Below are 21,876 nucleotides of genomic sequence, written 5' to 3'. Positions count from 1 at the left end.
CATGACGAAACTGAAACTCGGCCCGCTGCCAGACGACAAGCCCGTGAAGATCACCGTGGAGATGCCCGCGCCGCTCCACCGCGATCTGGTCGCCTACGCCGAGGTGCTGGCCCGCGAAACCGGCCAGCCCGCCGCCGATCCCGTCAGGCTCATCGTGCCAATGCTGGAGCGGTTCATCGCCACGGATCGCGGTTTCGCCATAGCACGGCGAGCCGCCAACTAAGTCCCATCCCGGCAGGGGTGCCGCCAGCGCATAGGCGCAAATGCGGCACGCTACAGGCCGCCGACTGCCCTCCATGGTTCGCCTAATTCCGGGGCCTATTGCGCCCCGGAATCCACCAGAACCAAGGAGGATTCCATGTGCGCAGAGCGCCGCCGCGCCCGCAAAGGGCGACCGCGATACCCGGTCCCCGAAGCACTTCCCGACGATCTTTTCGATTACGCCGATGAACCCACGCCGGACGGCCGGGAGCGCCGCAAGTCGCCGCTTCGCATCGTCGATGTGGAGTCGTTGCCTGTCTTCGACGACTGGCCCGAGAAGGTGCCGATCACCGAGGAAGAACTGCAAATCTTCGAGCGGTATTTCGGCGACGTGCTCGACCGGCTGTTCGGCCCAATCGACCTTGAAGCCGAGAATAAATCCTTGCAACACTTATCAGAAAGTGATAAGGATAAGCCATGAGCTCGGAACGTGATCCGAGCCTCGATACGCTTCTGGACCTCGACGGACAGGTGCTCGTTGTCGATCCCGAGGGTGGCCATTGGGTGAAGTTCGTTGTCACCCGCGTTCCGGCATCGCCGGAAAAGCCGCACGGCCTCGATTACTCGCTCACGCTTCACGGGCCTTCGGGCGAACGGCTGGTCGGCTTCGATAATGCCCATCCGGTCGGCCGAGGCAGGAGGGGCGAGCCGATGGACCATCGGCACCGCCTCCAGACCGTGAAGCCCTACGCCTACGAGGATGCGGCCACGCTGCTGGCCGACTTCTGGCAGGCGGTGGACGCGGTATTGAAGGAGCGAGGCGTAACATGACCACCCTGAAAGTCGGGATTGCCGGCTACGACGAGATGAAGGCCCGCACCATGCGGATCGCGCGCGGCGAGGAAAAGCCGGCGGCGGACGATCCGAAGGTGTGGTTCACCTCGACCGAATCCTTCGCCAAGGTGCTGTCGGCCGGGAACCGCGAACTGCTGCGCGTCATCGCCGAGAAGGCCCCGGCCTCGCTGGAGGAACTTTCGGAGATCACCGGCCGGGCCTTATCCAACCTGTCGCGCACCATGAAGACGATGGAGAGCTACGGCCTTGTCCGCTTGGAGAAGGAAGGCCGCAAGCTCGCGCCCAAGGTTGTCCATGACCGTGTTGAACTGGCCTTGCCCTTGCTCGAACGCCGCGCGGCGAAAGGAGGCGCGCTATGAACATTCATTCCCCGCACGTCGCCTTGCGCGCCGCGCTCTATCTGCGCGTCTCGACGGCGCGGCAGGCCGAGCATGACGTGTCGATCCCTGACCAGAAGCGGCAGGGCGAAGCCTATTGCGAGTCTCGCGGCTATCAGCTTGTCGAAACCTTCATCGAGCCGGGTGCATCGGCGACAAACGACCGCCGCCCCGAGTTCCAGCGCATGATCGAAGCCGGCACGTCGAAGCCGCCAGCGTTCGACGTGGTGGTGGTGCATAGCTTCTCGCGGTTCTTCCGCGACGAATTTGAAATGGAATACTACTACCGGAAGCTGGCGAAGAACGGCGTCAAGCTCGTATCCATGACGCAGGAACTTGGTGACGATCCGATCCACCAGATGATGCGGCGGATCATGTCACTGTTCGACGAATACCAGTCGAAGGAGAACGCCAAGCACGTCCTGCGCGCCTTGAAGGAGAACGCCCGGCAAGGCTTCTGGAACGGCTCGCTGCCGCCCATCGGCTACCGCGTCGTCGATGCCGAGCAGCGCGGCACGAAGATGAAGAAGAAGCTGGAAATCGACCCGCTGCACGCCGACACCGTGCGGCTCATCTTCCGCCTTGCATCGGAAGGCGACGGCACGTCCGGCCCGATGGGCGTCAAGAACATCGTCAGCTACCTCAACAGGAACCGCATGTTCACCCGCAGCGGCGGGCGTTGGGGCATCGGCCAGCTTCACCGCGTCCTGACCCGCCGCACCTACATCGGCGAACATCGGTTCAATCGCCGGTCCAAGAAAGGCGAGGTGAAGCCCGAGGAAGAAGTCGTTACCGTCGCGGTGCCGCCCCTGATCGACCTTGAGATATTCGAGGCGGTGCAGAAGCGGTTGCAGGTCAACAATCCGAAGGTGACGCCGCCGCGCGTCGTCAGCGGCCCGAACCTGCTGACCGGCATTTGCTTTTGCGGCAATTGCGGCGGGGCCATGACGCTGCGCACCGGCAAGAACGGCCGCTATCGCTATTATGCCTGCTCGATCCGGGCACGGCAGGGCGAAACCGGCTGCAAGGGCCGTGCGATCCCGATGGACAAGCTGGACCGCATCGTGGTCAGCCACATCGAGGAAAGGCTGCTGGACCCCGAGCGGATCGAAGATGTGCTCGCCTCGCTGCTGGATCGCCGGCAGGAGAGCGTCGAGCGGCGCAGCCAGCACATCGCCGAATTGAACCAGCGCGCGGCCGAGGCCGATATGCGCCTCAAGCGGCTCTATGACGCTATCGAGTCCGGTTCGCTCGACCCGGCCGAATCCGCCCTCGGCGAGCGGATCGCGGGCCTTACGGCAATACGGGATCAGGCACGGGCCGACGCCGTAAGGACCGAGGCCATGCTGAAAAACTCGGCCCATAAGGGCCTCACGGGGGCAGCCGTGCGGGAACTGGCGAGCGAAGCGCGCACCGGGCTTCGGCTCGAAAAGGGCGGCTATCGGCGGGATCACGTCCGGGCTTTCGCCCAGCATGTCGAGGTCGCGGACGACGCGATCTACATCAACGGCAGCAAAAACACGCTGTTGAAGGCGCTGATCGCCGCAAAGGGAGGGAAATCGGCGGGAATCGGCGTTCCCGGTTTTATACCAAGGTGGCGGAGCGGGAGGGATTCGAACCCTCGATACGCTTTTGACGTATACTCACTTTCCAGGCGAGCGCCTTCGACCACTCGGCCACCGCTCCGCATGCACTGGAATGGCGCGCCCTAGCCCGGCAGAAGCGCTTAGGCAAGCGTTGCGGATCGCGCCGGGGCGCCTATCTTGCAGGGATGGAGCGCATATTCGGAACTGCCCCGGACGTTGTGGAGATCGAACGCCTGGCCCTCGCCGCGCTGGCGCGCCTGCCGGAGCCGTTCGCCGCGCACCTGGGCGGCGTCAGGCTGGTGGTCGAGGAATTCGCCGATGCGGAAACGCTGGCGGATCTGGGCATCGACGATCCGTTTACCCTCTCGGGCCTGTATGAAGGGGTGCCCGTGGGCGAAAAGCATCTGGCCCCCACCGGCACGATGCCTGACCGCATCCGCCTGTTCCGCGCCGCGATCCTCGATGAATGGATCGCGCGCGGGGACGAGACGCTGGAGCACCTGGTGGCCCACGTGGTGGTGCACGAGGTGGGCCACCACTTTGGCCTGAGCGATGCACAGATCGAGGCGCTGGAGCAGGACGCCTAGACGGCCCAGCGCGCCGCTGGCACAGTGCGGCGATGCGCAAAGCCTTGATTCCCTTCGCCCTCCTGGCCGCTGCTCCACTGCTGGCCGCAGACAAGCCCGCGTTGCCGGCCCCGTCCGAGATCGTTGCCGGTGCGCCCAGGGCGGACTGGACGGCGATTGCCGCAAGCGACCTCCTGGTGATGGACCTGGCCCCCGCCGCCAATGGCAAGCCGCGCTGGGTGGTGATCCAGTTGATGCCCGCGCCCTTTTCGCAAGGGTGGATCGGCAACATCCGCAAGCTCGCCGCCGCGCAGTGGTGGGACGGCCTGGCGGTAACGCGGGTGCAAGACAATTATGTCGCGCAGTGGGGCGATCCCGACGGGGAGGACAAGGCCAAGGCGCGCAAGCTGCCCGACGGTTTGGCCACCGTGCCGGAGAGTGGTTATATGCTGGACCTGCAAAGCGATCCGGCGCTGTTGGACCGGGCTGCGGACATGGTTGAGCCACTCGCCGCCACCATGCAGACATGGTTCGAAACCAAAGGTGCATCTGGCCTGCGCGGCGATCGCTATGCATCCTTGACCCTGGCATGGCAGGGGTGGCCGCTGGCCATTGAAGACGGCTGGGCCTGGCCCGTCCACTGCTATGGCATGGTCGGCGTCGGCCGGAACATGTCGCCGGACACTGGCTCGGGCGCAGAGCTTTACACGGTGATCGGCCATGCCCCGCGCCATCTCGATCGCAACATCGCGCTCGTGGGCCGGGTGATCGAGGGGATCGAGCACCTGTCCAGCTTGCCGCGCGGGACGGGGCCGCTGGGGGTTTATGAAAGCCGGGCCGAACAGGTACCGATTACCGCGATCCGGCTAGGCAGCGCAGTGCCGGGCCTGCCGGCCTACGAATACCTTTCGACCGAAAGCGAGAGCTTCGCCAAATATGCCGAGGCGCGCGCCAACCGCCGCGATGCCTTCTTCATCCGGCCCGCCGGCGGCGCGGACATCTGCAACATCCCGGTGCCGGTGCGGCGCGCCCAGTGAGCGAGCGGCTGACCCACACTGGCCCGCTGTGGCGCTGGACCGGCGGCAATGGCGGTTCGTGGCATTTCCTGAGCATCGACGGGGCGGCGGGCGAGGCCCTGTCCGGCACTGCGCTGATGCGGCGGCTGGAGCAGACCATCGGCGGCTTCGGATCGCTGAAAGTGCGCGCGACGATTGGCGGCAGCAGCTTTGCGACTTCCGTGTTCCCCAGCAAGAGCGCGGGCTGGATGCTGCCGGTCAAGGCCAGCGTGCGCAAGGCCGAGGGGCTGGCCGAAGGCGACGCGGTGACCGTAGTTCTAGAAGTTTGAACGGAGGAAAAGATGCTCAAATGGTTGCCGGGCGGAGAAACGGGTTTCTTGCTGGCTGCGGTGCTGGTGGTGCCGGCAGTTCTGGCCCGCTATCTGATCGGAGCCCCTTGGCTGCAGGTTTGCTGCGCCTTTCTGGTTTGGTATCTGGGGCTCTGGTCGATGCTGGGTGGCCCGGTCAATCCGCGCGGAGAGAGCTTCGGCTGGACCGTGATCCTGAGCATGTTTTTCAGTTGGGCGGGCGTGCCGATCGTCGCGCTGGTCCTGCGGCTGCTTAACGTGCCCTATCGTTTCCTGTAACTTTGCGCGGTTCGATAAACCTGCCGAAGGGGCCATCGGCATAACTGGTCGGACGGGGCTTACCCTGACCTGCCGCGTGATCAGATCCGCTGCGCCTCGGCCACGGCATCGCTGGCGCGCAGGGCACTGACGATGCGGGTCAGGTGGGCCAGGTCCGCCACTTCCAGATCGACCTCGTAGCTGCTGAACAGGTCGTCGCGGCTGGTATTTTCCAGGCTGGCGATGTTCGCGCGGTTGCCGGCAAAGATGCCTGCCGCCTCGGCCAGGGTGCCGGGCCGGTTGTACAGCACCATGCGCAGCCGCCCGACCGCGCCGGTGGTGCGTTCGCCCCACGACAGGTCGAGCCAATCCGCATCGACGCCGCTGGCCAGCGTCAGGCAGTCAATCGCGTGGACTTCCACCCCGCGATCGGGAATGCGGATGCCAACGATCCGGTCACCCGGCACCGGATGGCAGCAGTGCGCCAGGTGAAAACCAACCCCTGCGGTCAGCCCCTTGATCGAGATCGCACGGTCCTGGCTGGGCCACGATTCGGGTTCGGGCAGGTGCGCGGCGCTGCCCGGGACAAGCGCTTCCATCACCTGCCGGTCATCCAGCTTGGCGCTGCCGATCGCGGCCATCAGGTCGGTTTCGCTGGCCAGCCCCAGCCGCTTGCAAGCGTCCTTGACCGCCTTTTTGCCGATCTTGCTGGGCAGCCGCTCGACGATCTCGTCATACAGCTTGCGGCCGATCGCGGCCAGTTCCTCGCGCTCTTTCGCACGCACCGCGCGGCGGATCGCGGCGCGGGCCTTGCCGGTGACGACAAAACCCAGCCACGGCAGCTGCGGGCTGGCCTTGCGGCTCTTGATGATCTCCACCACGTCGCCGTTGCTCAGCGCGGTGCGCAGCGGCATGTGCCGCCCGTTGATCTTGGCCCCGACCGCCCAGTTGCCGAGATCCGAATGGACCGCATAGGCGAAGTCCACCGGGGTCGATCCCTTGGGCAGCTGCAGCAGCTGGCCCTTGGGCGTGAAAGCGAAGATGCGGTCCTGGTAGATCGCCATCCGGGTGTGTTCGAGCAGTTCTTCGGCGTCGTGGCTCGCATCGACGATTTCGATCAGGTCGCGCAGCCAGCCGACCTGCCCATCGGGCCGGGCCGCCTGCTTGTAGGCCCAGTGCGCCGCCAGCCCGAATTCGTTGGTTTCGTGCATGTCATGGGTGCGCACCTGCACTTCCATGCGCATCGAATTTTCGAAGATCAGGCTGGTGTGAAGGCTGCGATAGCCGTTCGACTTCGGCGTGGAGATGTAGTCCTTGAACCGCCCCGGGATCATCTGCCAGGTGGTGTGCAGCACCCCCAGCGCCTGATAGCAATCGGCCACGCTGTCGGTCAGGACGCGGAAAGCCATGATGTCGGTGATCTGTTCGAAGGAGACGTGGCGTTCGGCCATCTTCTTCCAGATCGAATAGGGGTGCTTTTCGCGCCCCGACACTTCCACTTTCAGCCCGGCTTCGGCCAGCGCCTGCTTGATCGACAGCGCGATCGCATCGACCTGCCCGCCTTCACTGCTGCGGATCTGGGCCAGGCGGCCGGTAATCGTCGCATAGGCTTCGGGCTCCAGCTGCTCGAAGGCCAGCAGCTGCATTTCGCGCATGTATTCGTACATGCCCACGCGCTCGGCCAGCGGGGCATAGATCTCCATCGTCTCGCGGGCGATCCGGCGGCGCTTTTCCTCGCTCTTGATGTAGTGGAGCGTGCGCATGTTGTGCAGCCGGTCGGCCAGCTTGACCAGCAGGACGCGGATGTCCTCGCTCATCGCCAAAAGGAACTTGCGCAGGTTTTCCGCCGCGCGTTCCTTTTCGCTCATCGCCTCGATCTTGGACAGCTTGGTCACCCCGTCGACCAGCTTGGCGACATCGGGGCCGAACAGCTTATCGATCTCTTCGGGGGTGGCGAGCGTGTCTTCCAGCGTATCGTGAAGCAGCGCCGTTACGATGGTTTCCTGGTCGAGCTTGAGCTCGGTCATCAGCCCGGCCACTTCGACCGGATGGCTGAAATAGGGGTCGCCGCTGGCGCGCTTTTGCGTGCCGTGGCGCTGCACCGTGTAGACATAGGCACGGTTCAGCATCGCCTCGTCCGCATCCGGATCGTAGGCCATGACCCGTTCGACAAGTTCGTACTGGCGCAGCATCAGGGCACTATGTGGACACTAAAGACACGGCTGGGCAAGGGCTTTCGCGGCCAAATCAGCTCCACACAGCTTCGGGCGGCAGGCTCATCAGGATCGCATCGATGTTGCCGCCGGTCTTGAGGCCGAACAGCGTGCCGCGATCATAGACCAGGTTGAATTCGGCATAGCGCCCGCGCCACTCAAGCTGCTGGCGCTTCTCCGCCTCGCTAAAGGCCATGCGCATGCGGCGGCGCACCAGCCTTGGGAACACGTCCAGGAACGCGCGGCCGACGTCCTGGGTGAAGGCAAAGTTCGCTTCCCACTGCGCTTCGTCGGTGCATTCGAGGTGATCGTAGAAGATCCCGCCAACCCCGCGGTGGACCTGACGGTGCGGTATGTAGAAATAGTCGTCGGCCCAGGCCTTGAAGCGCGGGTAATAGCCTTCGTCGTGGGCGTCGCAGGCGGCCTTGAACGCGGCGTGGAACTCCTCGGTATCCTCGGCATAGGGCAGCGGCGGGTTAAGGTCGCCGCCGCCGCCGAACCAGGCCTTGCTGGTGGTCAGGAAGCGGGTGTTCATGTGCACCGCCGGCACGTGCGGGTTGGCCATATGCGCGACCAGGCTGATGCCGGTGGCGGTGAAACCCGGGCTATCCGCCCCCGCGCCGTGGATCGTCTTGGCGAATTCGGGCGCAAACTGGCCGTGGACGGTGGACACGTTGACCCCGACCTTCTCGAACACCTGGCCTTTCATCACCCCGCGCGTGCCGCCGCCGGGGTTGGCATTGCCTTCCTCCTCGCGGTTCCAGCTGGTGTATTCGAACTTCGCGGCGCTGCCCATTTCGGCCTCGATGCTTTCGAATTCGGCACAGATCCGGTCGCGCAGTTCCTCGAACCAGGTCTTGGCGCGGGCGGTATAAGGGGTCCAGTCGGTCATGGTCCCAGCCCTTGCCAAGCAATTCGGCTTGCGGCAAGGGAAAGCCATGGTTCCCTTTTCGTTCGCAGGGCAGGAATTGGTGCTGGCGGGCCCGCGCGCGCTCTACTGGCCGGCGGAGCAGGCGCTGCTGGTGGCCGACCTGCATCTGGAAAAGGCCAGCTACTTTGCCCGGCATGGGCAACTCCTGCCCCCCTACGACAGCCGCGAGACGCTGGAACGGATAGCCGTGGCGATCCGCGAAACGGGCGCACGGCGGGTGCTGTGCCTGGGCGACAATTTCCATGACGTGGACGGCGCGGCCCGGCTGGAGCCGCACGCCGCCGGTATGCTGGCCGCGCTGGTCCGGGCGACCGACTGGGTGTGGATCACCGGCAACCACGACCAGGGCGTGGTGGGCGAAGGCGCGGCGCTGCCGGAACTGGAACTCGCCGGGCTGGTGCTGCGGCACGAGGCCGTGACGGGCGAAGCGCGGCCCGAGCTGTCGGGCCACTGGCACCCACGCCTGCGCGTCAATGCACGCGGGCGCACCGTGGCCCGGCCATGCTGGGTACGCAGCGAGCGCAAGCTGGTGCTGCCGGCCTTCGGCGCCTTGACCGGCGGGATGGATGCGGCCGATCCCGCGATCATTGCGGCACTGCAACCGGCCAGCGTGGTCGATGCTTTGCTTCCGGCCAAAGGGCGGCTGGTGCAGTACCCGCTGTGGCGAGCGGCTTAACCCGCGTTTCAACCCTTTCCCCTAGGCGCGATTCGGATTAAGGACGCGCGCGATGGCTTTTTGCCGCAACAGGAGACTACGACATAGCACCCCCACCCCGGCGCATGATGACGCCCCCCGTGAAGAGCGGGCCGCGCTACAATCACATGATCACCTCGGACAAGGTCCGCGTCATTGACGAAGAAGGTGAGAACCTTGGCGTGATGTACACGCGCGAAGCGATCGAACAGGCGGCCGAAGCCGGCCTCGACCTGGTCGAAGTGTCGCCGAACGCCGACCCGCCGGTGTGCAAGTTCCTCGATGTCGGCAAGTTCCGCTACGAAGCGCAGAAGAAGGCCAACCTCGCCCGCAAGACCCAGAAGACGCAGGAGATCAAGGAGATCAAGATGCGCCCGAACATCGACGATCATGACTATGATACGAAGATGCGGTCGGTGAACAAGTTCATTGGCGAAGGCGACAAGGTGAAGATCACCCTGCGCTTCCGTGGGCGCGAGTTGTCGCACCAGCAGATCGGCATGGACCTGCTGCGCCGCGTGCAGCAAGACGTGGCCGAGATCGCCAAGATCGAAAGCTATCCGCGCATGGAAGGTCGCCAGATGCTGATGGTGATCTCGCCCAAGTAAAGGCGCCGCGGGCCAGGGGGCGAAAGTGCCCCCGCCCGATCCGGGGGGAGCGAGGATGACCGCACGCCGCATCGGCCTCTGGCTTGGCATTGTCGGCTTCGTCGCCACCCAGGTCCTGCCCGCACCGGCGGGCATGCCCGACATGGCCTGGACCGCTGCCGGACTGGTGTGGTGGATGGCCGCCTGGTGGATGACCGAGGCCCTGCCGCTGGCGGTTACCGCGCTGCTGCCGTTCCTGGTCCTGCCGCTGGGCGGAATCGCCGATGCCAACAAGACGGCGGTGGCCTATTATTCACCGATCCTGTTCCTGTTCATCGCCGGGGGCTTCCTGGCGCTGTCGATCGAGCGCACCGGGCTGCACCGGCGGCTGGCGCTGTTCATCATGGGGCTGGCCGGGGCCAGCCCGTGGCAACTGCTGCTGGGGGTGATGACCGCCACGGCGCTGATTTCCTCGATCATTTCCAACACCTCGACCGCGCTGATCATGATGCCGATGGGCCTTGCCATGTTGCGCGCCGGTGGGGTCAAGGAAGGGGAGACCAATGGCATCGCCGGAGCGCTGCCGATGGGTATCGCATTTGCCGCTTCGCTGGGCGGACTGGCAACGATGATCGGCACGCCGACCAACGCCATTGCCGCCGCGATGATCGAAAAGGGCGTTGGCCAGCGTATCACCTTCCTCGAATGGAGCCTTTATGGCGTGCCGCTGGTCTTGCTGGCGGTGCCGCTGGCGGCCTGGATCATCGCCCGGGTCCAGCGCCTGCACGAGGACGATTTCGACCCCGTCAGTGCCCGCGCCGCGATTGGCCATTCCGCCGCCTGGACCACGCCTGAAAAGCGCCTGATGCCGCTGATCGCACTGGCCTTCCTCGCCTGGATCGCGCAGCCGTGGCTGGAAGGTCTGTTCCCCAAGGGCGGGCTGACGGATGGTACCATCGCCGCCGCCGTGGGGCTGGCGCTGTTCCTGCTGCCCGATGGCACCGGCCGGCCGATGCTGGTCTGGCAGGAAGCCAACCGCGTGCCGTGGGACATCGTCTTCATGTTCGGCGGCGGGCTGGCGCTGGCCATGGGCATGACCGCTTCGGGGCTGACCGACTGGCTGGGCAAGATGATGCTGCCCCTGTCCGCCGTGCCGCTGCCGCTGGTCGCGCTGATCCTGGTGCTGTTCGTCATCCTGGTCACCGAATTCGCCAGCAACATCGCCGCGGCCAGCGCGATCATCCCGGTGGTTGCCGCCCTGGTGGTGGCGCTGGGCGCCGATCCGGTACTGCTGGCGCTGCCGGCCGCCTTCGCCGCGACCTGGGGCTTCATGCTGCCGGCCGGAACCGGCCCCAACGCACTGGCCTGGGCCACCGGGCACATCACCATGGGGCGGATGTTGCGCGCCGGGCTGTGGCTGGATCTGGCGGGTGCGCTGTTGATCGTCGGCGTGGTCTGGGCGGTCGCGGCGCTGCACTGATCCGCGCTTGCATGGCCGCGCGCGATCTGCTGTGGCCATGGGCATGAGCGACACCCCGCATGACAAGCTGCAAGCCGACGATCTCCCGCTGCGCCCCGGCCTGGCGCTGATCCGCGAAGGCCCTTGGGCGGGCTGGTACCACTGGGAACCGGTCGACGATTTCGAGGAGCACGCCGGGCCGTTCTATTGCCAGCCCGAAGGTGAAGGGCCGGATGCCCCGGTGGTCTGCGGATTCATGCCCGAAGCCAAGAACCGCAACGGCGGCGGCAACATCCACGGCGGCGCGCTGATGACCTTTGCCGACTATGCCCTGTTCATGATCGCCGGGGGGATGAGCACGTCGGTCCACGGCGTGACGGTGACGATGAACTGCGAATTCGTCGGCGGGGCAGAGCCAGGCAAGCTGCTGACCGCGCGCGGCGAAGTGGTCCGCGCGGGCGGCAGCCTGGTCTTCGTGCGCGGGCTGATCAGTGAAGGCGAACGCGCCGTGCTGGCGTTCTCTGGCACGATCAAGCGGTTGAAGCGGAACGCCTAGAAATCGACGGCGATCCCGTCCTTCACCCAGTCGCCATAGCGGGTGGGGGAAAGCCCGGCCGGATCGTCGGCCTCACCCTTGCCCTGCTGCGGCGCGGGCACGGGCTCGTTGGTCCAGTGCGCGGGCTTCTGGAACGGGGCGGGGCGTTGGGTGGCGCGCTTGGTCATGGGCCCTATCTGGCTATTGCCGGGCTTCGCGTCTAGAGGCTGCGGCATGGATATTCCGGGACTTCCCGCCCGCAAGGCGGCGCTGCGGCTTCTCGATGCCGTGCTGCATCGCGGCGAAACGCTCGATCAAGCGGCGCATGGCGCATTACAGGGGCTGCGCAGCGCCCCGGACAAGGCGCTCGCCCGCGCTCTGGCGGGCGAGGCGCTGCGCTGGCTGACCGACCTCGATGCGCTGATCGACAGCGCGACGCGCCAGATCCTGCCCCCCGATGCCAAGCCGCGCAGCGTGCTGCGGCTGATGCTGGCGGGCTGGCTGCGGCTGGAAACCCCGCCCCATGCCGTGATTGCCACCGCGCTGCCCCTGCTGTCGGGCGGCCCCCGCCGGCTGGCGCACGGGGTGTTTGCCGCACTGGTGCGCCGTCAGGTCGCGCTGCCGGCCCAGCCCACCCTGCCGCCTGCCGTGGCCGAACGCTGGGGCGCGCGGGCCGAGGCGATTGCCGCCGGGCTCGCCGATCTGCCGCCACTTGACCTGACCCTGCGCGATCCGGCGACAACAGCCGAATGGGCCGAGCGGCTTGGCGGCCAGTCACTGCTCCCCGGCCACCTGCGCCTGCCGCGCGGTACGGCGGTGGAGAACCTGGCCGGCTACGAAGAGGGCGCCTGGTGGGTCCAGGACCTGGCCGCCAGCCTGCCCGCCCGGCTGCTGGGCGCGGGCCAGGGCCGCCGCGTGCTCGACCTTTGCGCCGCGCCGGGGGGCAAGACGCTGCAACTGGCCGCCGCAGGCTGGCAGGTCACCGCGCTCGACACCAGCGCCAAGCGGCTTGAGCGGATGCACGCCAACCTGGACCGGGTTGGCCTGACCGCCGATCTGGTCACGGCCGATGCGCTGGCGTGGGAGCCGGACGCCGCTTTCGATGCCGTGCTGCTCGACGCTCCCTGCACCGCCACCGGCACCTGCCGCCGCCACCCGGACGTGCTGCACCGCATCGGCGCGCGCCAGATTGCCGAACTGGCGGAATTGCAGGGCCAGTTGCTGGACCGCGCCGCCCGCTGGGTGCGCCCGGGCGGCAGCCTGGTCTATGCCACCTGCTCGCTCGAACCGGCCGAGGGCGAAGAGCAGGCCATGCGCGTTGCGCTGGCCCCAGATCCGATTCGCGCCGAAGACCTGCCGCAGGGGCTTGCCCCCACCGCGCAGGGCTGGCTGCGCACCGATCCCGGCATGCTGGCCGAGGTCGGCGGACTGGACGGGTTCTTCGTCGCGCGCTGGCGCGCTTAGCCCTTCAGCCGCTCGGCAAACCCCTTGCGCAGCTTGGCCAGCTTGGGCGGGATCACCGCCAGGCAATAGGGATTGCGCTGCCCTTCACCTTCCCAGTACTCTTGGTGATAGTCCTCGGCGGGATACCAGGTGGCCGGACCTTCGATGGTGGTGACGATCGGCGCATCGCGCTCGACCTGGGCGCGGGCGATCGCCGCTTCCACTTCGCCGCGCGGGCTGTCCTCGTTGAGAAACACGGCCGAACGGTACTGGGTGCCCACATCGCCCCCCTGGCGGTTGAGCTGGGTCGGATCGTGGGTCGCGAAGAACACGTCGAGCAAGTCGGCATAGCCGATCACCGCCGGATCATAGGTCACGCGGATCGCTTCGGCATGGCCGGTATCGCCGGTGCAGACCTGCTTGTAGCTGGGGTCTGGCACCGTGCCGCCAATGTAGCCGCTTTCCACTTCGCTCACCCCGGCCAGTTGCCGGAAGACCGCCTCGGTGCACCAGAAGCAGCCACCTGCGAGGATTGCCTGAGCCATGGTTCGATCACCTTCTATCTGATTGCCTGCGACAAATAGGTACAAAGGGCCGCCTTGTCATCGCCGGGCCGCTGCCTAGTTTCCCCGCCAGCACCAAAAGACATGCGGGAGAACCCTTTCATGCGTCTCGTCATTGCCCTTGCGGCCAGCGCGCTGGCCCTGTCCGCCGCGCCGCTCGCCGCGGCCGCCAAGGCCCCCGTGGCCGTCACCGCCGAAGCCCGCGCCGCCTTGGCCAAGGCCGTCGCCCACCCCCTGCGCGAGAGCGACCGCCCTCGCGACCAGTATCGCCGCCCGGCCGAAACGCTGGCCTTCTTCGGCGTCGCTCCCGACATGAAGGTGGGCGAATATGCCCCCGGCGGCGGGTGGTATTCGCGCCTGCTGGGACTGTACCTGGGCGAACGCGGCAAGCTTGTCGGCCTCTACTACGATCCCACTTCGGGCGCGTTCAATGAAAAGACGCAGCAGAACATCCGCGATGGCGCGGCCAAGTATCCCGCCGATGTCGCCACCTGGTCGGGCCTGCCGGCAGAGCGCTTCGCGGCCCATACGCTTGATGCAGTGCCTGCGGCGGAAAAGGGCACCTTCGACCGCATCCTGGTGATGCGCGCGATGCACAACATGATGCGCATGAACATCGCCGACCGCGAGATCAAGGCGCTGCGCGAGCTGCTTAAGCCCGACGGGATGATCGGGATCGAACAGCACCGCGCCCGCCCCGACGCGCCCTATGCCTATGCCAATGGCGCCAACGGCTATCTGCGCGAGGCAGACGTGATCAAGTTCATGGAAGTCCACGGCTTCACTTTCGTCGGCAAGAGCGAGGCCAATGCCAACCGCAAGGACCCGGCCAACCATGCCGATGGCGTCTGGAGCCTGCCGCCGTCGCTGCGCGGGGCCAAGGACGATGCCGCCAGGGCGCGGCTCCAGGCGATCGGCGAATCCGACCGGATGACGCTTTTGTTCCGCAAGCGCGCCTGATAATGGGCGGCGGATGACCAATCTCACCGTCGCCGCCCTGCAACTGCCGCTCGGATCGCAAGACGAGGCAGAGAACATCGTCGCCGTCTCGATGCTGGTCGAGGAGGCCGCGGCCCGGGGCGCGCAGGTGATCCTGCCACCCGAGCTGTTTTCCGGCCCCTATTTCTGCAAGGTCGAGGACGAGGCGCTGTTCGCGCTGGCCCGCCCGACGCAGGACCATCCCTCGGTCCGGGCGATGCAGGCGCTGGCCGCCAAGCTGAAGGTCGCGATCCCGACCAGCTTCTTCGAGCGCGACGGGCATCATTATTACAACACGCTGGCCTGGATCGACCCGGACGGGCAGATTCAGGGTACCTACCGCAAGAGCCACATTCCCGACGGCCCGGGGTACGAGGAAAAGTACTATTTCCGCCCCGGCAACGACGGGTTCAAGGTGTGGGACGCCTTTGGCCACAAGCTGGGCGTGGGGATCTGCTGGGACCAGTGGTATCCCGAATGCGCGCGGGTGATGGCGCTGCATGGCGCCGAAGTGCTGCTCTATCCCACTGCGATCGGTAGCGAGCCCTATGACGCCGAACTCGACACCAGCCGGATGTGGCGCCGCGCGATGCAGGGCCATGCCGTGTCGAACTGCATGCCGGTCATCGCCGCCAACCGCATCGGCACCGAAGACGGGCAGCGCTTTTATGGTCACTCGTTCATCAGCGACGAATGGGGCGATCTGGTCGCCGAATTCGGCGCTGCGGAAACCGGGGTGCTGGTCCACACGCTCGACCTGGCCCGGGCCGCCACCCACCGCGCCGGGATGGGCTTCTTCCGCGATCGCCGTCCGCAGCTCTACACCCGCATCGCCCAGGACATCTGAGCGTACCCGATGGGCGAGCGCTACCTGATCGCCCTTGGCTCGAACCGGCGGCACCATCGCCACGGCTCGCCCGAACGGGTGCTGGCGGCGGCGCTGACCGCGCTCGATCAGGCAGGCATTGCGGTGCGCGCGCGCGGGCCGGTGATCCGCAGCGATCCGATCGGTCCCTCGCTGCGGCGCTATGCCAACAGCGCGGTGACGGTCGAAACCCCGCTGTCCCCGCCCGAGCTGCTCGCCGCGCTCAAGCACATCGAGCGCGCGTTCGGGCGCACCGCATCGGGCCAGCGCTGGTCGAGCCGGGTGCTCGATCTTGACATCGTGCTGTGGAGCGGCGGTTGCTGGTCTTCGCCCGGACTGACCGTGCCCCATGCCCTGTTCCGCGAGCGCGCGTTCGTCCTCGGCCCAGCCCTGCCCATCGCCGGACAGTGGCGCGACCCGGTCAGCCATCGCACCTTGCGCCAGCTGGCTGCGCGGCTGACCAAGCCAGGACGCCTGCGAGCGGATTGACCAGCGCAAGCACTACCAGGCGAGCGCGCCCTGACACCCGATGCTTGACCCCGCCGCCCGCGCCCCCTAAGCGCGCAGCCGTGGTCAGGGCCCTTAGCTCAGTCGGTAGAGCAACTGACTTTTAATCAGTAGGTCGCTGGTTCGAACCCAGCAGGGCTCACCATACTAGAATCTGCCTTCAGCAAGCGCCAGGTAAGCATTGCCCTGAGCAACACACCCTTGGTTTGCGCAGGCCAGAACGTGTTGGTCAGGTGCCTTGGGGCGCAGGATAACGCGAGGCCGACAGGGACAATAGAGCCAACAGGTCCGAACCGGCCCAATCAATCCAGCAAGTGCTCGCCCCAGCCAAATCGCGGGCGCTCAAACTGACCAATTCATCAATAGTCAATGAGACCGCCGAACGAGCAACTCTACGAGTTTACCCACTTCTTCAACCGAAACCGGTTTAACGGAATGGCGAGAGGTTCCGTATATTTTGGGGAACCGGTTCTGGAAAAACGGCTCTCGAGCAAGGCCTCGATACACCAGATCTTCTTCGACAAACGCAAGTTCGAGCGAAATGGCTTCAATCGTTGCATCGTCAAGCGTCTCGATTGGGGAACGTTCATCGCCGGACTGACAGGCCGCGAAAACCTCTTCGACCAAATCGTGCGAAAACGCTTCAACCCTGCCACGATCTTGCAGGTACTTCCAGGTGAGGAAGGAAACATCATAGAACTTGCGCGATCTGGTAGAATTGACGTGGTCGGACAAGTGCGATTTGGCACTTTCGCGAAACGACGTCGCGCAGATGCCGATAACTGAAAGAAAATCTTCGAGTAGATCGCCACGAGCCAATTGTGCGGTCTCGAACGGGCGAACGGTGATCGATTCAAATCCGCCTTGGGCGAAGACGCTGTAGCAGCGTCCCATGCAGGCCGCATATACATTCGAGAGCATCTGGATCGCCATCTCGTAAGGCAGAAGGCCCGCCTGCCAAGGCAATGAAGCAGTGAAGGCATTGTAGGGCATGGTCATCTCGGCAGCCCAGGACGCGACCAGTTCGGCGGGTTGTCTGACATAGACAACAACCTCCTTTCGAAATCCATCAAACATCGGAGCCAACATCAGCTGCGGCCGTCCGAACAGGCCTTCTTCAGAGATCACCACCCGGTCGCAAGGCGAGGATTCAATCAGTTCGCGCGCAGTTTGGTGAAGCGACGGATCATCCAAGAAATCGGCATTGGCATAGCGCGGCAAATGCAATTTCGGCGGTGTTACCTGAACATAATCCAAGCCATCGTTCTGCAATGCGGACCGGTTTTCCCACATCACCTTTTGTAGAAACGTGCTGCCAGTTTTCACCGTTCCTATATGAAAATAAACGGTTTTTCCCAAGGCACCCTCCGACCCAATGTGTTGCCCGCCCTCTAGAGATCATCATTGCACTGGCGCGATTGGCTAGGGGCGCCCGTTGACGCCCTCCGTGCCACACTGTCGGCAATTTATACAATCTGCCAAATCAGCAGATGCATATCATCTGTTGAGCTATGGTCACCATCAGGCGCGGCGCGGCATCGAAGCCAAGGGCTTCGACACCCGGGAGGACATTGCAGCTGAAGTCGAAAGCGATGGCTTCGCGGGGCGGTTCGCAGGGCAAGCGCGTTCGGCGTCGCCCGCACCGAGCCACTCGACGCCGGCCTCGACCTGTCCGAAGTTTGGCAGGTCAACGGGAATCGCGGTCGAGCGCTAGTCCGTTTGCAGCATGTTTCAGCCCGCTGGGATAACCCATGAGTTCCCGCCAACGGACATGAAACTGACTCTTGTCCGTTGACGGGAAACGCTCACATTGCTGCCATTCGATCGGTGCAAATTTGCACCGGGTGCGTTTGCCTTGCCAGATACCGGCCCTCCGGTTCAGGCCGCGCGGACCAGGCGCCCAGGCAAGGCTCCGGTCGGATTGCCACCGCGCGCGACGATTTCACCCGCGATCATCGTCACGTCATAGCCGTTCGCGCGCTGGATCAGGCGGCGGCCGCCCGCCGGCAGGTCGTGGCAGACCTGCGGCGCGCCGAGCGCCAGCCGGTCCAGATCGATCACGTTGATGTCGGCGCGCTTGCCCACCGCCAGTTCGCCGCGATCGTCCAGCCCGATCAGCCGGGCCGTGGCCTGGGTCATCCGGTGGACCATGTCGGCCACGGTCTTGCGGCCGCGCTGGCGGTCGCGCGCCCAGTGGGTCAGCGCGAAGGTCGAAAAGCTGGCATCGCAGATCGTGCCGACGTGCGCGCCGCCATCGCCCAGCCCCAGCACGACGTCAGGGTGCGACAGGATTTCGCCCACCGCATCCAGGCTGCCATCGGCGTAATTGGCCATCGCCAGATAGAGCAGCCCGCCGTTCTCTCCCTCGATCATCACGTCATAGGCGAATTCCTCGGGCGTAACCCCGGCAGCCTTGGCCAGTCCGGCAATGCTGCGTTCGGGGGGCTGTTCGTAATCCGGTTCATCGCCCAGCAGGAACATGTGTTCGAAATCGCGCACGGCGCGGCCCAGCACCAGGGCGGGGTCGGGATCGACCGGTTCCGACAGGATCGCGGCCCTGATTTCCGGGCGGCGCAGCTGTTCCAGCCGCTGCGGCAGCGGCAGGGCGGACAGGCTGGCGAAAGTGGCCGTGGTGTAGAACGGGTTCAGCGTCAGCTCGAAGCCCAGGATCATGCCGATCCCGCGCGGCATCAGCTGGCCCTTCATCACCAGCCCTTCGGCATTGGCGGCGGCCAGTTCATCCAGCAGACGCGGATAGCCATAAGGGCCGGTATTGCCGGTGCCGATCGAGAAGGTCAGCGGCCGGCCGGACGTCCGCGCCAGTTCGCGCATCGCATCAAGGCTGGCGCCGGGGACATGGATATCCTCGACGATCTGGAACACGCCCTTGCCCTTGGCCCGCAGCACTTCGGCAAAGGCCAGCAGTTCGGCCTGGGCTGCCTGATAGGTCGGGATCGCCTTGCCATCGCTGGAGCGGTGGAACAGGCTGCGCGACGTGGCGATGCCCAGCGCGCCCTGGTCGAGCGCCTGGTCCAGCAGGCGGCACATTTCCGCAATGTCTTCCGCCGTCGCCGGTTCGCGGTCAGCACCGCGCTGCCCCATCACATAGACACGCAGCGGCGCGTGCGGGACATAGGCCGCAATGTCCATGTCGTAGGGACGCGAGGCGAGGAAATCGAGGTACTCGGGAAAGGTCTCCCAGGTCCACGGCAGCCCTTCGGTCAGCACCGGATGGGGAATGTCCTCCACCCCTTCCATCAGGCGAACCATCGCATCGCGGGACGCTTCGTCGCCGCGGCACGGGGCAAAGCCGACGCCGCAATTGCCGATCACTGCCGTGGTCACGCCGTGATAGGACGACGGCGAGAGCCGGTTGTCCCACGTGACCTGCCCGTCATAATGGGTGTGCACATCGACAAACCCGGGCGTGACGATCCGCCCCCGCGCATCGACTTCGTTGGCCCCGGCCGGCAAATCGGGACCGATTGCCACGATCCGCCCCTCGGCGATGGCCACATCGGCCACGAACGGTTCGGCGCCGGTCCCGTCAACCACCGTGCCGCCGCGAATGACAGTGTCGAACGCGCTCATGCCGCGGCTCCCGCTTCGGCGGTTTCGGGCAGGATCCGGCCCATCGCCACATTGCCCTTGATCGTGGTGCGATGGACGATGCGGATCTGGTCCACCGGATGGCCAAACGCGGCGTGCATCGTACGGCGGTTGTCCCACAACACCATGTCGTTGTTTTCCCATTCGTGGATGTACTGGAAACGCGGCTGGAGCGCATGTTCGATCAGCCGCCGGATCAGCGCGTCGCCCTGTTCGTTCTGCTGGCCGATGATGTATTCGATGTTCAGCGTGCTGACGTTCAGCACCTTGCGGCCGGTTTCAGGATGGGTCCAGACCAGCGGATTGGCGACCGGCGGGAAGTGGGGATAGCTGTCCTTGCGCGGGGACAGGCGCGTGCCGCCCTGCTGGTTGAAGCGCATGTCCTCAAGCCCGGCACGGAACAGGTAGACCGCTTCAAGATCGGCAATTTCGGCCTTGGTCGCGTCATCCAGCGCGTCATAGGCGGCGGCGGTATCGAGCCAGCCGGTCTGGCCGCCCGTTTCGACCTTGCGGATCATCCGCAGCAGCGCGCCGGCATTGGGCGTGGCGGTAAAGGCCAGGTCCGTGTGCCAGGGGATGCGCTGGGTCGTGGCCACGCCATCGAAATCATATACCGGGCCAACCGGGCCGCCCTCGTTCGTCAGCAGGATCAGTTCGGGATAGCCTTCCAGCCGGAACTGCGCGATCGGATGGGGTTCCAGCTCACCAAAGCAGCGGCTCAGTTCCAACTGCACTTCGGGCGATGTGCCGATGCCGCGAAACACCAGCACGCCGTGTTCCAGCCATGTGTTGCGCAGCGCGGTGGCGGTTTCCGGCGAAATCCCGCCTTCGACATCCAATCCCACCACTTCCCGGCCGAACCCGCCGTCCAGCTCTCGCAAGGTAAAGCTCATCTCGTTTCTCTCCCGCATGCAAAGTCGTTTCGCGGGTCATCTGCGCCCGATTCGGCGCATCCGCATCATCCATCTGCATGATGCCGCCCCGGCAGGTGCTGCTAGATACGCGGCACAGGCGCACCCCGCGCCCGCACCACCGCGGGCGAAGTGAGGTCAAAAGCCAACGGGAGATGACGGACATGACGATGCAGGCCAATGCGCAAGGCAGCGAATGGGCGCGGGGCTGGCCGATTGCCGTGGTTGGCCAGCTGGGCATTGCCGGCTGCACGATCTTCGCGTTCGCCACCGGCGTGTTGATGGAGCCGATGATCGCCGAACTGGGCTGGTCGCGCACGGCATTTTCATCGGCCTTCTTCCTGCAGATGCTGGCTGGCCTGGTGATCCTGCCGGCCACGGGCTGGCTGGCGGACCGGTATGGCCCCCGCCGGATCGCGATCCTGGGACTGTTGCCCTATACGCTGAGCGTGGGCCTGCTGGGGGCGGTCGGCCAACCGCTGTGGCAATGGTGGGCGCTGTGCCTGGTGATGGCCACCGCCCAGGGCTTCGTCACCCAGACGATCTGGATTTCCGCCGTGGTCGGCTGGTTCCAACGGTCGCGCGGGCTGGCCATTGCGGTCGCCTTGTCGGGCGTGGGCCTGGGTAGTTTCGCCTGGCCGATCCTGGCGGCGATGGCGCTGGAACAGTTCGGCTGGCGCTGGACCTTTTTCGCGCTGGCCGCCGGCTGGGCCGCCCTGATGGTGCCGACCTTCCTGCTGGGCTTTCGCGATCCGCCGCGCGCAGCGGCGGAGCAAACCGGCGGCGGCAAAGGGGCCTGGCTGGCATCCGTGCGCTCTCCCACCTTCCTGGGCCTGATGCTGGCCGGGGGTTTGTTCTCGTGTGCCTACTTTGGCGCCACGGTGAACCTGGTGCCGATCATCAAGGCGAGCGGCCAGCCCCTGGCCACCGCCGCCCGGATCGCCGGAGCGCTGGGGCTGGCGGCCATTGCCGGGCGGTTGCTGGTCGGCTGGCTGCTGGATCGCTTCCCGACCCGGCCATTGGCGATCTGCGTCTTTATGATGCTGCCGCTCGCCGCCGTGGCGCTGCTCAACGCCGAAGGGTCGATGCCGCTGGCGCTGCTGGGGACCGTGCTGATCGGCTTTGCGACCGGCGCGGAAATGGATGTGGTGACCTTCATCGCCGCGCGCACGTTTGGCACAAGGGTCTTCACCTCGATCTATGCGCTGTTCACTTCGGTCCTGGCCATTTCGGCCAGCCTGGGGCCGCTGCTGGCCGGATACCTGTTCGACCGGACGGGCAGCTATGCCGTGTTCCTGATGGCGATCATTCCGCTGGGCACGGTCGGCGCGCTGATCATGGGCTTGTTACCCGCGCCCCGCACCGACTGACGGCG

Annotated in this window: 24 protein-coding genes, 2 tRNA genes and 1 pseudogene; 19 read left to right on the top strand and 8 right to left on the bottom strand. The window is 65.7% G+C overall.

Annotated elements, in window-relative coordinates; all coding sequences use genetic code 11:
- Position 1 precedes the first annotated feature (1 nt).
- The 5 genes and pseudogenes from ACE3N9_RS11660 to ACE3N9_RS11640 form a co-directional block, all read left to right on the top strand.
- Positions 2–223 (top strand): DUF2274 domain-containing protein, encoded by a 222-nt coding sequence (locus ACE3N9_RS11660; RefSeq protein ID WP_374283898.1) that lies wholly within the window; start codon positions 2–4, stop codon positions 221–223.
- A gap of 135 nt (positions 224–358) precedes the next feature.
- Positions 359–682, top strand: coding sequence for a hypothetical protein (locus ACE3N9_RS11655; RefSeq protein ID WP_374283897.1), 324 nt, complete (start codon positions 359–361; stop codon positions 680–682).
- Entirely contained in the window at positions 679–1,032 is a 354-nt protein-coding gene (locus ACE3N9_RS11650; RefSeq protein WP_374283896.1) for a DUF6516 family protein, read from the top strand. Before ACE3N9_RS11655 ends, ACE3N9_RS11650 begins: the two co-directional genes overlap by 4 nt.
- Positions 1,029–1,415: a helix-turn-helix domain-containing protein gene (locus ACE3N9_RS11645; protein WP_023516013.1), complete on the top strand. Its 387-nt coding sequence runs from the start codon at positions 1,029–1,031 to the stop codon at positions 1,413–1,415. Before ACE3N9_RS11650 ends, ACE3N9_RS11645 begins: the two co-directional genes overlap by 4 nt.
- Positions 1,412–2,452: pseudogene (locus ACE3N9_RS11640) on the top strand (recombinase family protein); the annotation flags it as partial. The gene ACE3N9_RS11645 and the pseudogene ACE3N9_RS11640, both read left to right, overlap by 4 nt.
- A 576-nt stretch (positions 2,453–3,028) precedes the next feature.
- Here ACE3N9_RS11640 and ACE3N9_RS11635 read toward each other — a convergent pair.
- Positions 3,029–3,119 (bottom strand) — tRNA-Ser (locus tag ACE3N9_RS11635).
- An 85-nt stretch (positions 3,120–3,204) separates the two neighbouring features.
- On the opposite strand from ACE3N9_RS11635, the gene ACE3N9_RS11630 reads away from it, so the two are divergent.
- From ACE3N9_RS11630 to ACE3N9_RS11615, 4 genes are read left to right on the top strand one after another with little or no spacing between them, the layout of a single operon-like run.
- The gene (locus ACE3N9_RS11630) at positions 3,205–3,606 is read left to right on the top strand and encodes a metallopeptidase family protein (RefSeq protein ID WP_374283895.1); all 402 of its coding nucleotides are present in this window, start codon (positions 3,205–3,207) and stop codon (positions 3,604–3,606) included.
- 32 nt (positions 3,607–3,638) lie between these two features.
- Complete coding sequence (locus ACE3N9_RS11625) at positions 3,639–4,622, top strand: peptidylprolyl isomerase (RefSeq protein ID WP_374283894.1); 984 nt, start codon at positions 3,639–3,641, stop codon at positions 4,620–4,622.
- Positions 4,619–4,930, top strand: coding sequence for a DUF1905 domain-containing protein (locus tag ACE3N9_RS11620; RefSeq protein ID WP_374283893.1), 312 nt, complete (start codon positions 4,619–4,621; stop codon positions 4,928–4,930). Before ACE3N9_RS11625 ends, ACE3N9_RS11620 begins: the two co-directional genes overlap by 4 nt.
- A 12-nt stretch (positions 4,931–4,942) precedes the next feature.
- Positions 4,943–5,227 carry a hypothetical protein gene (locus tag ACE3N9_RS11615; protein WP_374283892.1) on the top strand — a complete coding sequence of 95 codons (285 nt, stop codon included), beginning with the start codon at positions 4,943–4,945 and terminating at the stop codon, positions 5,225–5,227.
- 80 nt (positions 5,228–5,307) lie between these two features.
- On the opposite strand, the gene ACE3N9_RS11610 is transcribed toward ACE3N9_RS11615, so the two are convergent.
- A complete protein-coding gene (locus tag ACE3N9_RS11610; RefSeq protein ID WP_374283891.1) occupies positions 5,308–7,398 on the bottom strand; it encodes a bifunctional (p)ppGpp synthetase/guanosine-3',5'-bis(diphosphate) 3'-pyrophosphohydrolase in 2,091 nt (696 codons plus the stop codon).
- Between the two features lie 55 nt (positions 7,399–7,453).
- The gene (gene hemF, locus ACE3N9_RS11605) at positions 7,454–8,311 is read right to left on the bottom strand and encodes an oxygen-dependent coproporphyrinogen oxidase (RefSeq protein ID WP_374283890.1); all 858 of its coding nucleotides are present in this window, start codon (positions 8,309–8,311) and stop codon (positions 7,454–7,456) included.
- 46 nt (positions 8,312–8,357) lie between these two features.
- On the opposite strand from hemF, the gene pdeM reads away from it, so the two are divergent.
- The 4 genes from pdeM to ACE3N9_RS11585 all read left to right on the top strand — a co-directional run bounded on the left by pdeM (position 8,358) and on the right by ACE3N9_RS11585 (position 11,646).
- Positions 8,358–9,026: a ligase-associated DNA damage response endonuclease PdeM gene (pdeM, locus tag ACE3N9_RS11600; protein ID WP_374283889.1), complete on the top strand. Its 669-nt coding sequence runs from the start codon at positions 8,358–8,360 to the stop codon at positions 9,024–9,026.
- 104 nt (positions 9,027–9,130) lie between these two features.
- Positions 9,131–9,652, top strand: a complete 522-nt coding sequence (gene infC / locus ACE3N9_RS11595) for a translation initiation factor IF-3 (RefSeq protein ID WP_374283888.1) — start codon at positions 9,131–9,133, stop codon at positions 9,650–9,652.
- A gap of 55 nt (positions 9,653–9,707) precedes the next feature.
- Entirely contained in the window at positions 9,708–11,111 is a 1,404-nt protein-coding gene (locus ACE3N9_RS11590) for an SLC13 family permease (protein WP_374283887.1), read from the top strand.
- A gap of 43 nt (positions 11,112–11,154) precedes the next feature.
- A complete protein-coding gene (locus ACE3N9_RS11585) occupies positions 11,155–11,646 on the top strand; it encodes a PaaI family thioesterase (protein WP_374283885.1) in 492 nt (163 codons plus the stop codon).
- Here ACE3N9_RS11585 and ACE3N9_RS11580 read toward each other — a convergent pair.
- Positions 11,643–11,813, bottom strand: a complete 171-nt coding sequence (locus tag ACE3N9_RS11580) for a DUF1674 domain-containing protein (protein WP_374283884.1) — start codon at positions 11,811–11,813, stop codon at positions 11,643–11,645. The two genes, ACE3N9_RS11585 and ACE3N9_RS11580, sit on opposite strands and share 4 nt — an antisense overlap.
- 46 nt (positions 11,814–11,859) lie before the next feature.
- Between ACE3N9_RS11580 and ACE3N9_RS11575 the strand changes: the two genes are divergently transcribed.
- On the top strand, positions 11,860–13,089 hold the full coding sequence (locus ACE3N9_RS11575) for an RsmB/NOP family class I SAM-dependent RNA methyltransferase (protein WP_374283883.1): 1,230 nt from the start codon (positions 11,860–11,862) through the stop codon (positions 13,087–13,089).
- Here ACE3N9_RS11575 and msrA read toward each other — a convergent pair.
- Positions 13,086–13,613, bottom strand: coding sequence for a peptide-methionine (S)-S-oxide reductase MsrA (msrA, locus tag ACE3N9_RS11570; RefSeq protein WP_374283882.1), 528 nt, complete (start codon positions 13,611–13,613; stop codon positions 13,086–13,088). The two genes, ACE3N9_RS11575 and msrA, sit on opposite strands and share 4 nt — an antisense overlap.
- A 120-nt stretch (positions 13,614–13,733) precedes the next feature.
- On the opposite strand from msrA, the gene ACE3N9_RS11565 reads away from it, so the two are divergent.
- From ACE3N9_RS11565 to ACE3N9_RS11550, 4 genes are all read left to right on the top strand, one after another.
- Positions 13,734–14,591: a class I SAM-dependent methyltransferase gene (locus ACE3N9_RS11565; protein WP_374283881.1), complete on the top strand. Its 858-nt coding sequence runs from the start codon at positions 13,734–13,736 to the stop codon at positions 14,589–14,591.
- 13 nt (positions 14,592–14,604) lie between these two features.
- Positions 14,605–15,456, top strand: a complete 852-nt coding sequence (gene aguB / locus ACE3N9_RS11560; protein ID WP_374283880.1) for an N-carbamoylputrescine amidase — start codon at positions 14,605–14,607, stop codon at positions 15,454–15,456.
- Positions 15,457–15,465: 9 nt separating this feature from the next.
- Positions 15,466–15,963, top strand: coding sequence for a 2-amino-4-hydroxy-6-hydroxymethyldihydropteridine diphosphokinase (folK, locus tag ACE3N9_RS11555; protein ID WP_374283878.1), 498 nt, complete (start codon positions 15,466–15,468; stop codon positions 15,961–15,963).
- 87 nt (positions 15,964–16,050) lie between these two features.
- Positions 16,051–16,126 (top strand) — tRNA-Lys (locus tag ACE3N9_RS11550).
- 221 nt (positions 16,127–16,347) lie between these two features.
- Here the strand turns inward: ACE3N9_RS11550 and ACE3N9_RS11545 are convergent.
- From ACE3N9_RS11545 to ACE3N9_RS11535, 3 genes are all read right to left on the bottom strand, one after another.
- Positions 16,348–17,340 (bottom strand): hypothetical protein, encoded by a 993-nt coding sequence (locus tag ACE3N9_RS11545; protein WP_374283877.1) that lies wholly within the window; start codon positions 17,338–17,340, stop codon positions 16,348–16,350.
- 519 nt (positions 17,341–17,859) lie between these two features.
- Positions 17,860–19,572, bottom strand: a complete 1,713-nt coding sequence (locus ACE3N9_RS11540) for an amidohydrolase family protein (RefSeq protein ID WP_374283875.1) — start codon at positions 19,570–19,572, stop codon at positions 17,860–17,862.
- Positions 19,569–20,483: a TauD/TfdA dioxygenase family protein gene (locus ACE3N9_RS11535; RefSeq protein WP_374283874.1), complete on the bottom strand. Its 915-nt coding sequence runs from the start codon at positions 20,481–20,483 to the stop codon at positions 19,569–19,571. Before ACE3N9_RS11535 ends, ACE3N9_RS11540 begins: the two co-directional genes overlap by 4 nt.
- Before the next feature lie 182 nt (positions 20,484–20,665).
- Between ACE3N9_RS11535 and ACE3N9_RS11530 the strand changes: the two genes are divergently transcribed.
- Positions 20,666–21,871 (top strand): MFS transporter, encoded by a 1,206-nt coding sequence (locus tag ACE3N9_RS11530; RefSeq protein WP_374283873.1) that lies wholly within the window; start codon positions 20,666–20,668, stop codon positions 21,869–21,871.
- The last annotated feature ends 5 nt before the right edge of the window (positions 21,872–21,876 follow it).

It is taken from the genome of Novosphingobium sp. (assembly GCF_041905565.1).
Taxonomy (GTDB): Bacteria; Pseudomonadota; Alphaproteobacteria; order Sphingomonadales; family Sphingomonadaceae; genus Novosphingobium.
Note: the sequence above shows the minus strand (reverse complement) of the source record. Positions and strands in the feature narration are given on the sequence as shown.